We start from the raw sequence: 13,634 nt of genomic DNA, 5'->3' as shown, positions 1-13,634 counted from the left end.
CTCACATGCTGCCACGGATTGCTGTCGTAGAGGATGAGGAGGCGCTGAGCGTGCTTCTCCGCTACAACCTTGAAGCTGAGGGTTACGATGTCGAAACGATCATGCGGGGCGATGAAGCCGAGATCCGGCTGCAGGAGCGCACCCCGGATCTCTTGATCCTCGACTGGATGCTGCCGGGCGTTTCCGGCATCGAGCTTTGCCGCCGCCTGCGCGCCCGACCCGAAACCGAGCGCCTGCCGATCATCATGCTGACGGCGCGTGGCGAGGAAAGCGAGCGGGTCCGGGGTCTTGTCACGGGGGCAGACGATTATGTGGTCAAGCCCTTCTCGACGCCCGAGCTGATGGCGCGCGTCAAGGCGATGCTGCGGCGGGCGCGCCCGGAAGTGCTGTCCAGCGTCCTTCGCTGCGGTGATATCGAGCTCGATCGCGAGACCCATCGTGTCCACCGCAAGAGCCGCGAAGTGCGGCTTGGGCCCACTGAATTCCGCCTCCTGGAGTTCCTGATGGCCTCTCCCGGCCGCGTGTTCTCACGTTCGCAACTGCTGGATGGCGTCTGGGGCCATGACATCTATGTCGATGAGCGCACCGTCGACGTCCACGTCGGGCGCCTGAGGAAGGCGCTCAACTTCTCCAACATGCAGGATGTGATCCGCACGGTGCGCGGCGCCGGTTATTCGATGGAGGCCTGAGGCGCCTAGCGCGCCTCGGCCTGCTCTTTCCATTCCGGCAGCGGGAAGATCCGGTCGTAAGCCCAGTTGAAGACGAAGGCATAGGCCACGTAGAACAGCGCAAAGGCGATATCCATCACCAGCGCTTCCCAGAGGCTGATGTCGAGATACCAGGCCACGAACGGCAGGAGCACGATCAGCAGGCCAAGCTCGAACAGGATCGAGTGCGCCACGCGGATCGCGGGCGATTTCTGCGTGCCGCCGGTCATCCGGCGCATCAGGTGGTCAAAGCCGAGATTGTAGAGGTAGTTCCAGCCGGTGGCGATCGTGGCGCCGCCGATGGCGATCACGCCAATGTCCTCGATCGGCTTGTGGAAGAACAGCGCGCCGAGCGGCGTGACGATCAGGAGAGCGATGATTTCGAAGCTTAAGGCGTGACGGATACGGTCGCGTGTCGAGCGCATGGCAAACCCCTATACGGGTTGTTCCGGGTCGTCCCGAAGTTCAGGCCCATCAGGGGGGAGGTCGTCCTCTCAAGTCTTGAGATAATCAATCCGGAGCGAAGGGACAAGAGCGCCGGCGCAACCCAGCTATGCCCGCGCGGCAGGCACAAAAAGCGGGCCCGTGGCCCGCTCTTGAAATGTCGCTATGTTGCCGGATCAGGCGCGGGCAACGGCCCGGCGGCGGTCATGCACCGGCTGGTAGGCCAGTTTCGCGTGGTAGCCGCAGTAAGGAGAGGCTTCGCGGGCTTCGCAGCCACAGAAGTGGAAGTCGTCCTTCAGCGGGTCGCCAACCGGCCACTTGCAGGTGCGCTCGGTCAGTTCCGTCAGGCCCAGGCGACGCGAGATCGGCACGACAACATTGCTTGCCGGGCGGAATTCCATTTCCTCGTAGGCTTCAACTTCGATCTCTTCCTTGAGAACGGTCGCGCCAACCGGACGCGTTACCGTCTTGGTGGCAACGCGCGAAGCGAAGTTCGGAGCGCGCGGCGCGGAGGTCGCGCGCTTGGGAGCCGCCGCACGATTGCTGGCCACCGAACCGCCACCTGCCTTCGCTCGGCCGGGCAGGCTGAGGCGGTGCACCTTGCCGATCACGGCATTTCGGCTTACGCCTCCAAGTTGTGCCGCGATCTGGCTGGCGCTGAGGCCTTCGGCCCAAAGCTTCTTGAGTTTTTCGACGCGCTCGTCTGTCCAGTTCATGCCCGTTCTCCGCCTTTGAACGTTGCTGGCATGCAGAATCCTTCCACCCTTGCTGCGGAAACATTCCGCAGCAACCACTATATCTATGATGTAGGTGACTAGTTCCGCCGCATGCGTTCTAGTAATTGATGATTAACCTAGTGCCACGCTGACTCCGTGGCAAGAGTCGGTGGAATCAGCGCGAATCGATTTTGCGGTTTTCCCCAACTTGCTGTCCGGGCGAGTCATTTTTGCCACAGATCAACCCAGGCGATAAAATCCGCTGAAATGCCGTCGAAAGCCCGGGATTTGTTGACAAGCCAAGGTGAAGGATCAATAGTGCCACCGCCGCCCTGTGGGCGGCATTTTTAATTGTTGCGCCGGGCTTTTGGGACGCTCGGCGATGACTGGCTTTAGGAGTGATGTCGCCATGGCTGAATCGGCGCTTTTCGACACTTTTGCCCGGGCTCCGCTGCGCTTCGAGCGAGGCGAGGGTGTCTGGCTCGTGACGGAAGGTGGCGAGCGATATCTCGACTTCGGTTCCGGCATTGCGGTCAACTCGCTCGGTCACGCGCATCCGCACCTCGTCGAGGCGCTGAAGTCGCAGGCCGAAAAAGTCTGGCATACATCGAACCTGTTCGAGGTGACCGGCCAGGATACGCTGTCGCGCCGGCTGGCTGACAACTCCTTTGCCGACAAGGTGTTCTTCACGAACTCCGGTGCGGAAGCGCTGGAATGCGCCATCAAGACCGCGCGCCGCTACCAGTACACCAAGGGCCACCCGGACCGCTTCCACATCATCACCTTCGAAGGCGCCTTCCACGGCCGCACCTTGGCGACGATCGCGGCCGGCGGCCAGGCAAAGTACCTGGAAGGCTTTGGCCCCAAGGTAGAAGGTTTCGACCAGGTCCCGTTCGGTGACGTCGAGGCGCTGAAGGCGGCGATCAATGAGAACACCGCAGCGATCCTCATCGAGCCGATTCAGGGCGAGGGCGGTATCCGTCCGGTGCCGAAGGAATTCCTCCAGACGCTGCGCAAGCTCTGCGACGACAACGGCCTGCTGCTGATCTTCGATGAAGTCCAGTGCGGCATGGGCCGTACCGGCAAGCTTTTCGCCCACGAACTGACCGGCGTGACCCCGGACATCATGGCGCTCGCCAAGGGTATCGGCGGCGGTTATCCGCTGGGCGCCTGCCTTGCCACGGCAGAAGCTGCCTCGGGCATGACGGCTGGCACGCATGGAACGACCTACGGCGGCAACCCGCTCGGCATGGCAGTCGGCAATGCCGTCCTCGATGTCATGCTGGAGGAGGGGTTCCTGGAGCGTGTCCGCGACGTCTCGCTCTTCTTCCGCCAGGGGCTCGCAAGCCTCAAGGATCGTTTCCCGAACATCATCGAGGACATCCGCGGCGAAGGCCTCCTGCTCGGCATCAAGGCCAAGGTGCCTGCCGGCGAACTCGTGGGCGCCATGCGCGACGAGCACATGCTGGCCGTACCGGCCGGAGATAACGTCGTGCGCCTGCTGCCGCCGTTGACGGTCACCGTCGATGAGGCTCGCGAGGGGCTGGCGCGCATCGAGAAGGCAGCGGAAAAGCTCACCGCAGCCAATATGAAGAAATCGGCCTGAAGGGTGAGAGGGGGCGCCTGACGGTTCCCTCTTCATAGGAAGCAGAACATGGCATCTCCGAAGCATTTCCTTGATCTTTCCGCAGTCTCCGCCGCGGATCTGCGCGTCATTCTTGAAGACGCGAAGGTTCGAAAGCAGGCGACGAAGGCGGGCACGGCGGAAAAGCCGCTGGCCGGCAAGGTCCTGGCGATGATCTTCGAAAAGCCGTCCACCCGTACGCGTGTTTCCTTTGATGTCGGCATGCGCCAGCTCGGCGGCGAGACGCTGTTCCTGTCGGGCACGGAAATGCAGCTTGGCCGCGCCGAAACGATTGGCGACACGGCCAAGGTCCTGTCCCGTTACGTTGACGCGATCATGATCCGCACCACGGATCACGCTCGCATGCTGGAGCTTGCCGAACACGCAACGGTGCCGGTCATCAACGCGCTGACCGACGACACGCATCCCTGCCAGATCATGGCCGACATCATGACCTTCGAGGAGCATCGCGGGTCGATCGAAGGCAGGACGATCGCCTGGACCGGCGACGGCAACAACGTGCTCCACTCCTTTGTCGAAGGTGCGGCACGCTTCGGCTACCGGATGAACATGGCCGTGCCGATGGGCTCCGAGCCGCATGACAAGTTCCTGAACTGGGCACGCAACAACGGCGGCAACATCATGCTCTGCCATGATGCGGAGCGCGCCGTGGCGGGTGCCGATTGCGTCGTCACCGACACATGGGTGTCGATGAACCAGGAACACAAGGCGCGCGGCCACAACATCTTCCAGCCGTACCAGGTCAATGGCGAGCTGATGAAGCACGCCGACAAGGACGCGCTGTTCATGCACTGCCTGCCGGCACATCGCGGCGAGGAAGTGACCGACGAGGTGATCGACGGACCGCAGTCGGTGGTCTTCGACGAAGCGGAAAACCGGTTGCACGCCCAGAAGTCGATCCTCGCCTGGTGCCTGGGCGCTGTCTGAGCGTCCAACAACTTGAATTCGGCAAAAGCTGGTACCATCTACCGGCTTTCAGCTGCGCTTCCTGACAGAGCTCGAGGCGCTTCAACAAACATCGTCGACGCTTTTCATCCCCGCCCGGTGGTTCCGCTTGGGTGCGCGCATGTGTAAAAGGCCCCTGTCGGCGCGAAGGAGTAGGTCATGGCGGAAGCGACTGTAGAACTCAACGAACTCGACTTTGCCGGAGACGACCGCGTCGTTCCTTTCCAGGTGGAAGGTCTTGATGTGCGCGGGCGCGCCGTGCAGCTCGGGCCGTTGCTCAACACCATCCTGGAGCGTCACGAATATCCGGCCCCGGTTGCCCGGCTGCTTTCCGAAGCCATCGTGCTCACCGCGCTGCTCGGCACCTCGTTGAAGTTTGACGGCAAGTTCACGGTGCAGACCAAGAGCGCCGGACCGGTGGACCTGCTGGTTGCCGATTTTTCGACGCCGCAGAGCCTTCGCGCCTATGCCCGCTACAATGAGGAGCGGCTTGCCGAAGCTGTAGAGGCCGGAAAGACGACGCCGCCTGACCTGTTGGGCGAAGGCATCCTCGCCTTCACCATCGACCAGGGCCGCGGCATGACACCTTACCAGGGAATCGTGCCGCTCGACGGCTCGTCGCTGGAAGAGATTGCTGGTCTGTATTTCCGGCAGTCGGAGCAGATCCCGACCAAGGTGCGCCTCGGCGTTGCCGAACTCTACGATCGTGACGACAACGGCAAGGCACGCCACAACTGGCGCGCCGGTGGCCTTGTTGCGCAGTTCCTGCCGGAAGCACCGGAGCGCATGCGCCACCCGGATCTGCATGGCGGCGATGGCGACGAGAGCGAAACGGAGTGGACCGAGGACGATGCCTGGAACGAGGCCCGCACGCTGGTCGAGACCATCGACACGGACGAACTGACCGATCCTCAGGTGCCGATCGAACGGCTGCTGTTCCGCCTCTTCCATGAGCGCGGCGTGCGCGTCTACGAGCCGCAGCCGGTGCTTGATCGCTGCAGCTGTTCGCGTGAACGGATCAAGAGTGTGCTGGATGGGTTCAGCGCCGAGGAAATCGAGGCAAGCCAGGAGGACGGGCGCATCTCCGTCACCTGCGAATTCTGCTCGACCACCTATCGCTACGAGGCGACGGAGTTTGCCGACGCCTGAGGCGTCGCGGGTTGAAGAAAATGAAGGCGGGGCGCAAGTCCCGCCTTTTTGTCAGTTGAGGACGCGCATCAGCCCCGGACTGTCGAGCGAAAACGCTGGAATGGTCACATGGAAGGCTTCGCCCTCGTCGGTCACCATCTCGTAATGGCCGAACATGACGCCGGACGGCGTATCAAGCGGGCAGCCTGAGGAATATTCGTAGCTGTCGCCGGGTTTGAGCTGCGGTTGCTCACCCACCACGCCCGGTCCATCGATCTCGTCGACGATGCCGTTCTGGTCGGTGATGTTCCAGTAGCGATGCACGAGCTTGACAGTGAGCGGCGAGTGGTTCTCGATCACGATCCGGTAGCCCCAGACATACCGGCTGTCTTCCGGGCAGGATTGCTCCTCCAGGTAATAGGGCTCGACCGAAACCTCGATATCTCTTGTGCGGGCGCGATACATGTTGCACCTCAACGGAACTCAGCTACGCGATATTGTACGCAAGCGATAAAAGGTCAAGAAATCTTGCCGCTTGGGGCGGGCAGCCCCCCGCATTCTTGATCTTAAGGGTAATCGATAGGGTGAATCCTTCACGGATCCACCCTATGAGGCTGCGGCGTCAGGCGCCGACCTTGGCAAGCGCCTGGGCGAAATCTTCCAGGAGATCGTCGGTGTCCTCGATGCCCGCCGACAGGCGAACGGTGCCAGCCGAAATGCCGAGTTCGGCACGGGCTTCTTCGCTCAGGTTCTTGTGTGTCGTGGTCGCCGGATGGGTAATCAGGCTGCGCGTATCGCCAAGGTTGTTGGAGATCGTCACGACGTCGAGCGCGTTCTGCAGCTTGAAGGCTGCTTCCTTGCCGCCCTTCAGCTCGAAGCAGACGAGCGTCGAGCCACCCTTCATCTGCCTGGCGATGATGTCGGCCTGCGGATGGTCTGCACGGCCCGGATAGATAACCTTGGCGACCTGCTTCTGGTCAGCCAGGAAGTCGGCGATCTTGGCCGCATTGGCCGCCTGCTGCTTGACGCGCAGCGGCAGCGTCTCGACGCCCTTGAGCAGCGTCCAGGCATTGAATGGCGACATGGCCGGGCCGGTATGGCGGAAATAGTCGCTCAGGTTCTCGTCGATCCAGGCCTTGTCCGACAGCACGATGCCACCGAGGCAACGGCCCTGGCCGTCGATATGCTTGGTCGCGGAATAAACCACGATATGGGCGCCGAGTTCGAGCGGCTTCTGGAAGAGCGGCGTTGCGAACACGTTGTCTACCACCACCTTCGCGCCGATCTGGTTGGCGAGCTTGGCAACACCGGCAATATCGACCACTTCGAGCGTCGGGTTGGTCGGGCTTTCCAGGAAGAACACCTTGGTCTTCGGCGTGATCGCCTTTTCCCAGTTTTCGAGCGATCGCCCGTCAACGAGCGTACATTCGATGCCGTATTTCGGCGCCAGCGTTTCCACCACCCAGCGGCACGAGCCGAACAGGGCGCGGGCGGCAACGATATGGTCGCCGGCCTTCAGCTGGCAAAGGATGGCGGCGCTGACGGCGGCCATGCCGGATGCCGTGGCGCGGGCGTCCTCGGCACCTTCCAGCATGCACATGCGCTTTTCGAACATGTCATTGGTGGGGCTGCCGTAGCGGGCGTAGATGAAACCTTCCGTCTCGCCCTTGAAACGGGCTTCCGCCGCTTCGGAGGTCTCGTAGACGAAACCCTGCGTCATGTAGATCGCTTCGGACATTTCGCCGAACTGCGAGCGGAGTGTTCCCCCGTGAACGAGCTGGGTCGCCGGGCGCCATTTGTTTGTCATGCTGGTCCTCATTCCAAAACAAAAAAACCGGCCGCAAAAAGCAGACCGGTTTCGCACCCGGTCCTTTTAGCCACTTATTTAACGTGGCTGCAAGCCGACCGGCCAAATCACCACGGGATAAGATTGCCATAGCGCCGTGGGCCGCTTGCGTCAATGGCAAGCATTTGGTTTTGTCGGCCCCTGAAAATATGGGAGCCAAGGGTGAGCATGATGGCTCGGACAACGGGAATTCTGGCCGACCGCGCGGTTGCGGAACTGTTTGAAACGAAGCGGTTGATTGCCGAGAAGGAACTGGATCGCGACCAGATCCAGCCGGCAAGCCTCGACCTGCGCCTGGGCGCCAAGGCATTCCGCGTGCGTGCGAGCTTCATGCCGGGCCCGAACAGCCTCGTCTCGGACAAGCTCGACCGGCTGAGCCTGCATGTGATCGACCTGTCGGAAGGCGCGGTGCTTGAAACCGGCTGTGTCTACATAGTGCCGTTGATGGAGCGTCTCGACCTGCCGGCCAACATGTCGGCCTCTGCAAACCCCAAAAGCTCCACCGGCCGCCTCGACATCTTCACCCGTGTCATCACCGATTACGCGCAGGAGTTCGACAAGATCCCGGCCGGTTATTGCGGCCCTCTCTACCTCGAGATCTCGCCGCGCACCTTCCCGATCGTCGTGCGTCGCGGTTCGCGCCTGTCGCAGATCCGCTTCCGCATCGGCAACGCGCTCCTCAGCGAGCCGGATCTCCTGCAACTCCACAATGACGAAACGCTGGTGGCGTCGGCAAAGCCGAACATCTCCGGCGGCGGCATTGCGCTGTCGATCGACCTTGCTGGCGACAAGGCAGGCCTGATCGGCTACCGCGGCAAGCACCACACGGCCGTGGTCGACGTCGACAAGAAGGCCCAGCACGACATCTTCGATTTCTGGGAGCCACTCTACAGCCGCGGCCGCAACGAACTGATCCTCGATCCGGACGAATTCTATATCCTCGTTTCGCGCGAGGCCGTGCATGTGCCGCCGCTTTATGCGGCCGAGATGACGCCCTTCGACCCGCTGGTGGGCGAATTCCGCGTCCATTACGCCGGCTTCTTTGATCCGGGCTTCGGCCACGAGGCCGCCGGGGGCAGGGGAAGCCGCGCCGTGCTTGAAGTGCGCAGCCACGAAGTCCCATTCATCCTCGAAGACGGCCAGATCGTCGGCCGCCTGGTCTACGAGCACATGCTCGAACGGCCGGAAGGACTTTACGGCTCCGGTCTCGGCTCCAACTACCAAGCGCAGGGACTGAAACTCTCCAAGCACTTCCGCTCCAGCCCAGCATCCGGTGCTTGACAGCCGCCGGCTTCTGTTGGACATCTGAGGCGTCGGCGGGTGTAGCTCAATGGTAGAGCAGCAGCTTCCCAAGCTGAATACGAGGGTTCGATTCCCTTCACCCGCTCCAGCTTTTCCTCCAAATATCCTGATCTCGCTCGCGGGCGGTGGTGCGCCGTCTGAGGTGCCCTATCTCCGTCGTTAGCGAGTGCCGCGAGGCAGAGGTGAAGTTGCAAGGGAGGACGCATGACCCCGGAAGAGCGTATCCAGCGTCACGAAGAAACCATCGAGCGCCTGCGTGCCGACATCGAGTGGCTGCACCAGACCTGCTTCTGGACCGAAGCCGCCAACAATGAGGAACTGATCAGGGAGATCGAAGGCGTCGCGAGCCTCTACCTGTCGATCATCAAGGAACTGTCGCGTCCGCCAGGCTGACGGACGGGTTAAGCAGTCGCCGCCCAACCGGCTCCTTAATCCGCCGGCTTTCTCGACGGAATGTGCGGCGTCTTGTTCCAGTAGAACGGCTTGAAACGCAATTCGTAGACCGCTCTCCAGGCGGCTCCCGAAATCATCAGCCAGTAGATTGGCAACCACCGCCAGCGGCGCCCGATCCTGGTTTTCTCAGTCGTGGTCATGGTGCTCATGCCGAGCGCCAGAAACAGGGCATAGCTGCCGAGGATATTGGTGAGGTCGATGCCGAAAAGCACCGCGGCATCGAGCGGAAGCTCGCTTGTCGGCGCCTGGAGCATGGCCGCGATCCCCATGCCGATGAACAGGAAGATCAGCGGGTGCAGGAGCGAGGACATCAGCATGCCGCCAATCATCAACTGGAAGATCAGGAAGGCGCCCAGGCCCATCTCCCGCACCAGCCGTTGCGGTGCGCGCATCAACACCAGCCATGTCTGCAGCCAGCCCTTGAACCAGCGGCTGCGTTGGCCGATCCAGACCTTCGCCGTCACTGGCGCGTCTTCGAATGTATGGCGCATCAATGTCTCGGACCTGTAGCCAAGCCGGTAGAGCCGCATGCCAAGATCGGCATCTTCGGTGACGTTGAACGGATCCCAGCCGCCGACCTCGCGCAGCACCTCCGTCCGGAAATGGTTGGAGGTGCCACCGAGCGGCAAGGGCAGCCGCAGGCTTGCCAGCATCGGCAGCAGCCGCCGGAACAGCGCGCAATATTCCATGGAGAAGTTCGCGCTGATCCAGCTGTCCCTGGCATTGCTGATGATCAGCGGCGCCTGCAGGCAGGCGATACGCTTCGGTACATTGCGGAAGTGACGATAAGCTTCGCGCAATTGCTGCGGATGCGGGCGATCTTCCGCATCATAGACGGCGAGGAACTCTCCGCGGGCGGCGGCAAGCGCGTAGGTGAGCGCCTTCGGTTTGGTGCGCGGACCGAAATCCGGCACCTCGACAATCTCGAAATGCGGCTCCAGCCGCAGTGCCCGCAACGCATCGATCGTCTCGCGGTCATCCGCCTCGCAAACGAGCTTGATGTCGAGAAGCGATCGCGGCCACTCGATCCGCCGCAGGCTTTCGATCAATTGCGCCGCCACCTCCGCCTCGTGGTAAAGCGCCACCATCACCGTGTATCGTGGCAGCGGTCCGCTCGGCTCCTGGCGGTAACGCTCGATCTGCGCATTGGAGCCAAGCCCGATGGGCGCGAAACGCAACAAAAGCGATGCGAAGAAGGTGAGCGACAGCGTCACATGCAGGATGTAGAGCGTCTCGAACGGCGCCACCACCAGGGCGGAAAGCAGCACCGCAAGCGCCAGGCCGGCATAAAAACCCTGGCGCCCGGTCATCACCGTTCGGGCGGAAAAATCCGGCGTGCGGTCGAAAAGGTCGGTGACGGTATGGCGAACGCGGCGCTGCGCCCCCGCCTTCCACACGGCCTCGCGAATGGCCGATGGCGTGGTAACCACCAGGTTCTGCCGCAACTGCGGCATCACCTCAAGCGAGGCGGCGCGGTCTGCAAGCGTTGCAGCTTCCGGCACCATCGCCGTCTGCCGCGGCCGATATTGATAATTGATGCTGACCTGCAGCGGACGCTGGAACTGCGTGTCGAGATTGAGAATGTCGAGCACGCTGTCGGGGTCGATCCGGTCGACAAAGGGCAGGCGAAGGAAGCGCGCCATCGCCCCGTAATAGGCTTTCTCGGTCACCAGCCCGCTGTGGAGCAGTTCGTCTTCGAGGCTCGTTCCGTGTTGTTCGGCTTTCAGGGAAAGCGAGGCGAGCAGCGGCTTGGAAAAACCGAGCGCCCGTAGCGCGAGGTAGGCGGGGTCGTCGGGTGTTTCCGGCTGGTCTTGTGCGGCATCGAGGGGTTCGGCAGGTGACGCCGGCGTCAGATCTTGCGGCGACTGCGGCGCCGGTGGATATTCCCCTAAACGCATGACTCTGTTACACCGCCCGCAAGTGGATATTCCACCCTGTCCTGTTAAGGATCATAAACATGCCCGCTTGGAGCGCATCCCTCAAAAGTTTGGGGTTTCTTAACCTTTCGCCGCTCCGTCTCATCAAGGCGGGCCTGTTTTCGGGCCTTTTGCTGGCGGGCCATATCCCGGCATCCGCCGCGGAAGAAACCATGCTTCCGCTGATGTTTGACGCGCGCGAGCGCCTCTCGCGGCCGGATCTCTCGTCCGTGGTGCGTGTTCGTATCCTCACCAGTGCCGATTTCCCGCCCTTCAACTTCGCCGACCAGACAGGACGGCTTGCCGGCTTTAACGTTGATCTCGCCCGCGAGATCTGCACAGAGCTGAAGATCGAGGCCAAGTGCCAGATCCAGGCCATGCCCTTTGATGAGCTGGAAAAGGCTCTGGAAAGCGGCGCCGGCGAGGCGGTGATGGCCGGTGTCGCGATCACGCCGGAGCGGCGCACGCGGTTCAACTTCACCCGCCCGTATCTCGGCATCCCGGCGCGGTTTGCCCGGCACAAGGAGGTCAAGCTGGAAGGCCCGGCGGCGACCGCATTGGCCGAAAAGACTGTCGGCGTCGTCGGTGGCACGACCCATGAGGCGATGCTGAAGGCCTTCTTCCCGAAGCTCACCCCAAAACCATTCGACAATGCCGATGCGATGCTTGAGGCATTGAAGTCGCATCAGGTGGATGCGGTGTTTGCAGATGGCTTGCGGCTGCCCTTCTGGGTCGCCGGCGAGGCGTCGGCCAACTGCTGCGCCCTGTTCGACGGGCCATATCTGTCGGAGAAGTTCCTGGGGGAAGGGGTGGCGGTCATGCTCGCCAAGAGTGATCCCTTGCTTCCCGCCGCCTTCGACCAGGCCCTGAGCGTCCTGTCGCGCAACGGCCGGCTGCAGGATATCTACCTGCGTTATTTCCCGCACGGTCTCTATTAGGCCGCGACCCGAGGCATATATTCCTGTCTGCTTATTGGCTGGCCCAGATGATCCGCGCCATCCAGTCCACTTCGGCGAGATCAAAGCTGCGGTTCGGGTGCTCGGGGTTGAGCGACACCAGTTCCACCGTCTTCGCCGTCTGGCGGGCGAGCACCTTGGCCATCACCTCGCCCTCCTTCGTCTTCAGCACCACGCGGTCGCCGCGCCGCACCTGGGCGCCCGGCTCGACGATCAGCACGTCGCCGTCTCGGTAAAGCGGCATCATGGATTCGCCCTGGACTTCCAGCGCATAAACGCCGCTCTTGCGGGACGGGTCGACCGGAAACTCAACGACATCCCAGCCTTGGCCGGCGGGAAAACCACCATCATCGAAAAAACCGCCGGCACCCGCCTGCGCAAAACCGAGCAGGGGAATGGTGCCGCCCTGCGGCGGGAAGTTCCCCTCGGGCAGCACGTTGCGGCCGCCCGCCGAAGGCAGGTAGCTCATGAACTGGTCGACGGTCGCGCCCGTCGCCTCGAGGACCTTGGCAATCGATTCCGTCGAGGGCCAGCGCAGCCGCCCGTCCGGCCCCAGCCGCTTGGATTTGTTGAAGGATGTCGGGTCGAGCCCCGCCCGTCGGGCCAGCCCGGAAGGGGTTAGTTGATGGCGTTCGGCAAGCGTATCGATCGCGTTCCAGATCGTATCGTGTGACAACATCTTGACCGTAACCCGTGATCGGCAGACGCCTGAACCCCCAGCCGTCGCGACACTTCCAAGCGAAACCTGCCCTGCATCTCATGCCGATGCCCAGAGCCTACCCGCTAAATGTAGCGGGGGCAGCGTGTTCCGTAAAGGGTCTTAGAGGAATAAAATCCTGTATCGGAAGGTCAGGCCACGAGCGCCGTATTGATCTTGCTGAGCTTGATCACCGCCTGGGTGCGGCTGTCGACATTGAGCTTCAGCAGGATGGCCGAGACATGCGCCTTGATGGTGGCTTCCGAGACGCCAAGCTCGTAGGCGATCTGCTTGTTGAGGAGCCCTTCGCCCAGCATGGCGAGCACGCGGCTCTGCTGGGGCGTGAGCGTCTTCAGCCTTTCCACCAGATCGGTCACGCCGGGGTCTTCTTCCACTGCGGAAAGGTCCGTTTTCGGCGCCCATATATCGCCTTCCAGCACCGCATGGATGCCGGAGCGGATGTCGTCCAGCCCCGAGGATTTGGAGATGAAGCCGGAGGCCCCGAGATCGAGCGCACGGCGCACAGTCGCGCCATCGTCGGTCGCGGACACGATCACGATGGGCAGCGCGGAGAATTCGGCCCTGAGACTCATCAAGCCGGAAAAGCCGCTGACGCCGGGCATCGCAAGGTCCAGCAGCATGAGATCGGTATCGGTATTGCTTTGGGCGGCACGTCGGGCGGCGTCGAAATCGCCGGCCTCGATGATCACCAGCTCTTCCGCCATGCCTTGAAGAGCCTGGCTCAGCGCACCGCGAAACAGAGGGTGGTCGTCTGCAATGATGATTGTCAGTGTCTGCATGCCCACGCCCCCTCCCAAGAGCATAGTCGTGCTGCCTCTAGTAACGGAGGTTGTAAACCTCTCGTCCCGCAGGCACAAG

General features: G+C 62.3%; 14 protein-coding genes, 1 tRNA gene and 1 riboswitch. Of the genes, 8 read left to right on the top strand and 7 right to left on the bottom strand.

The genetic code is table 11. The annotated features are described in order from the left end of the window. The first annotated feature begins 5 nt into the window (after positions 1 to 5). The gene (gene phoB, locus M0654_RS09710; protein WP_248682909.1) at positions 6 to 689 is read left to right on the top strand and encodes a phosphate regulon transcriptional regulator PhoB; all 684 of its coding nucleotides are present in this window, start codon (positions 6 to 8) and stop codon (positions 687 to 689) included. A gap of 5 nt (positions 690 to 694) precedes the next feature. Here phoB and M0654_RS09705 read toward each other — a convergent pair whose 3' ends face one another. Together M0654_RS09705 and M0654_RS09700 are read right to left on the bottom strand one after the other, a co-directional pair. Continuing rightward, positions 695 to 1,132, bottom strand: a complete 438-nt coding sequence (locus M0654_RS09705) for a PACE efflux transporter (protein WP_248682908.1) — start codon at positions 1,130 to 1,132, stop codon at positions 695 to 697. 195 nt (positions 1,133 to 1,327) lie between these two features. Next, positions 1,328 to 1,867, bottom strand: a complete 540-nt coding sequence (locus M0654_RS09700; RefSeq protein WP_118848600.1) for a GcrA family cell cycle regulator — start codon at positions 1,865 to 1,867, stop codon at positions 1,328 to 1,330. 409 nt (positions 1,868 to 2,276) lie between these two features. Between M0654_RS09700 and M0654_RS09695 the strand changes: the two genes are divergently transcribed. The 3 genes from M0654_RS09695 (at position 2,277) to M0654_RS09685 (ending at position 5,606) form a co-directional block, all read left to right on the top strand. Beyond that, a complete protein-coding gene (locus M0654_RS09695; RefSeq protein WP_248682906.1) occupies positions 2,277 to 3,473 on the top strand; it encodes an aspartate aminotransferase family protein in 1,197 nt (398 codons plus the stop codon). A 48-nt stretch (positions 3,474 to 3,521) separates the two neighbouring features. Then, positions 3,522 to 4,439, top strand: coding sequence for an ornithine carbamoyltransferase (gene argF, locus M0654_RS09690; protein WP_248682904.1), 918 nt, complete (start codon positions 3,522 to 3,524; stop codon positions 4,437 to 4,439). A gap of 177 nt (positions 4,440 to 4,616) precedes the next feature. Next, positions 4,617 to 5,606 carry an Hsp33 family molecular chaperone gene (locus M0654_RS09685; RefSeq protein WP_248682903.1) on the top strand — a complete coding sequence of 330 codons (990 nt, stop codon included), beginning with the start codon at positions 4,617 to 4,619 and terminating at the stop codon, positions 5,604 to 5,606. A 51-nt stretch (positions 5,607 to 5,657) separates the two neighbouring features. Here the strand turns inward: M0654_RS09685 and apaG are convergent, their stop codons facing one another. Next, positions 5,658 to 6,050, bottom strand: coding sequence for a Co2+/Mg2+ efflux protein ApaG (gene apaG / locus M0654_RS09680; protein ID WP_118848605.1), 393 nt, complete (start codon positions 6,048 to 6,050; stop codon positions 5,658 to 5,660). A gap of 157 nt (positions 6,051 to 6,207) precedes the next feature. Continuing rightward, the gene (locus M0654_RS09675) at positions 6,208 to 7,392 is read right to left on the bottom strand and encodes an O-succinylhomoserine sulfhydrylase (RefSeq protein WP_248682902.1); all 1,185 of its coding nucleotides are present in this window, start codon (positions 7,390 to 7,392) and stop codon (positions 6,208 to 6,210) included. A 45-nt stretch (positions 7,393 to 7,437) separates the two neighbouring features. After that, a riboswitch (SAM riboswitch) is annotated at positions 7,438 to 7,516 on the bottom strand. A gap of 83 nt (positions 7,517 to 7,599) precedes the next feature. On the opposite strand from M0654_RS09675, the gene M0654_RS09670 reads away from it, so the two are divergent. From M0654_RS09670 to M0654_RS09660, 3 genes are all read left to right on the top strand, one after another. Then, the gene (locus tag M0654_RS09670) at positions 7,600 to 8,712 is read left to right on the top strand and encodes a 2'-deoxycytidine 5'-triphosphate deaminase (RefSeq protein WP_248683059.1); all 1,113 of its coding nucleotides are present in this window, start codon (positions 7,600 to 7,602) and stop codon (positions 8,710 to 8,712) included. 35 nt (positions 8,713 to 8,747) lie between these two features. Next, positions 8,748 to 8,821, top strand: a tRNA-Gly gene (locus tag M0654_RS09665). Positions 8,822 to 8,937: 116 nt separating this feature from the next. Beyond that, the gene (locus M0654_RS09660; RefSeq protein WP_248682901.1) at positions 8,938 to 9,126 is read left to right on the top strand and encodes a hypothetical protein; all 189 of its coding nucleotides are present in this window, start codon (positions 8,938 to 8,940) and stop codon (positions 9,124 to 9,126) included. Positions 9,127 to 9,161: 35 nt separating this feature from the next. On the opposite strand, the gene M0654_RS09655 is transcribed toward M0654_RS09660, so the two are convergent. Next, positions 9,162 to 11,084, bottom strand: coding sequence for a glycosyltransferase family 2 protein (locus M0654_RS09655; protein WP_248682900.1), 1,923 nt, complete (start codon positions 11,082 to 11,084; stop codon positions 9,162 to 9,164). Between the two features lie 59 nt (positions 11,085 to 11,143). Here M0654_RS09655 and M0654_RS09650 point away from each other — a divergent pair, with 59 nt between their 5' ends. After that, the gene (locus M0654_RS09650) at positions 11,144 to 12,040 is read left to right on the top strand and encodes a transporter substrate-binding domain-containing protein (RefSeq protein WP_248682898.1); all 897 of its coding nucleotides are present in this window, start codon (positions 11,144 to 11,146) and stop codon (positions 12,038 to 12,040) included. A 31-nt stretch (positions 12,041 to 12,071) separates the two neighbouring features. Here M0654_RS09650 and M0654_RS09645 read toward each other — a convergent pair whose 3' ends face one another. After that, positions 12,072 to 12,737 (bottom strand): S24 family peptidase, encoded by a 666-nt coding sequence (locus M0654_RS09645; protein WP_118848610.1) that lies wholly within the window; start codon positions 12,735 to 12,737, stop codon positions 12,072 to 12,074. 170 nt (positions 12,738 to 12,907) lie between these two features. Next, on the bottom strand, positions 12,908 to 13,555 hold the full coding sequence (locus tag M0654_RS09640) for a response regulator (RefSeq protein ID WP_248682897.1): 648 nt from the start codon (positions 13,553 to 13,555) through the stop codon (positions 12,908 to 12,910). Positions 13,556 to 13,634 lie beyond the last annotated feature (79 nt).

It is taken from the genome of Neorhizobium turbinariae, assembly GCF_023223505.1.
Lineage (GTDB): Bacteria > Pseudomonadota > Alphaproteobacteria > Rhizobiales > Rhizobiaceae > Neorhizobium > Neorhizobium turbinariae.
Note: the sequence above shows the minus strand (reverse complement) of the source record. Positions and strands in the feature narration are given on the sequence as shown.

What these genes read in the sequence shown, in the direction of transcription:
- M0654_RS09705 (WP_248682908.1), bottom strand. Translation starts at nt 1,132, where the DNA reads ATGCGCTCGACACGCGACCGTATCCGTCACGCCTTAAGCTTCGAAATC.
- M0654_RS09700 (WP_118848600.1), bottom strand. Translation starts at nt 1,867, where the DNA reads ATGAACTGGACAGACGAGCGCGTCGAAAAACTCAAGAAGCTTTGGGCC.
- M0654_RS09670 (WP_248683059.1), top strand. Translation starts at nt 7,600, where the DNA reads ATGATGGCTCGGACAACGGGAATTCTGGCCGACCGCGCGGTTGCGGAA.
- M0654_RS09650 (WP_248682898.1), top strand. Translation starts at nt 11,144, where the DNA reads ATGCCCGCTTGGAGCGCATCCCTCAAAAGTTTGGGGTTTCTTAACCTT.
- M0654_RS09645 (WP_118848610.1), bottom strand. Translation starts at nt 12,737, where the DNA reads ATGTTGTCACACGATACGATCTGGAACGCGATCGATACGCTTGCCGAA.
- M0654_RS09655 (WP_248682900.1), bottom strand. Translation starts at nt 11,084, where the DNA reads ATGCGTTTAGGGGAATATCCACCGGCGCCGCAGTCGCCGCAAGATCTG.
- M0654_RS09695 (WP_248682906.1), top strand. Translation starts at nt 2,277, where the DNA reads ATGGCTGAATCGGCGCTTTTCGACACTTTTGCCCGGGCTCCGCTGCGC.
- M0654_RS09685 (WP_248682903.1), top strand. Translation starts at nt 4,617, where the DNA reads ATGGCGGAAGCGACTGTAGAACTCAACGAACTCGACTTTGCCGGAGAC.
- M0654_RS09640 (WP_248682897.1), bottom strand. Translation starts at nt 13,555, where the DNA reads ATGCAGACACTGACAATCATCATTGCAGACGACCACCCTCTGTTTCGC.
- M0654_RS09660 (WP_248682901.1), top strand. Translation starts at nt 8,938, where the DNA reads ATGACCCCGGAAGAGCGTATCCAGCGTCACGAAGAAACCATCGAGCGC.
- M0654_RS09675 (WP_248682902.1), bottom strand. Translation starts at nt 7,392, where the DNA reads ATGACAAACAAATGGCGCCCGGCGACCCAGCTCGTTCACGGGGGAACA.
- phoB (WP_248682909.1), top strand. Translation starts at nt 6, where the DNA reads ATGCTGCCACGGATTGCTGTCGTAGAGGATGAGGAGGCGCTGAGCGTG.
- apaG (WP_118848605.1), bottom strand. Translation starts at nt 6,050, where the DNA reads ATGTATCGCGCCCGCACAAGAGATATCGAGGTTTCGGTCGAGCCCTAT.
- argF (WP_248682904.1), top strand. Translation starts at nt 3,522, where the DNA reads ATGGCATCTCCGAAGCATTTCCTTGATCTTTCCGCAGTCTCCGCCGCG.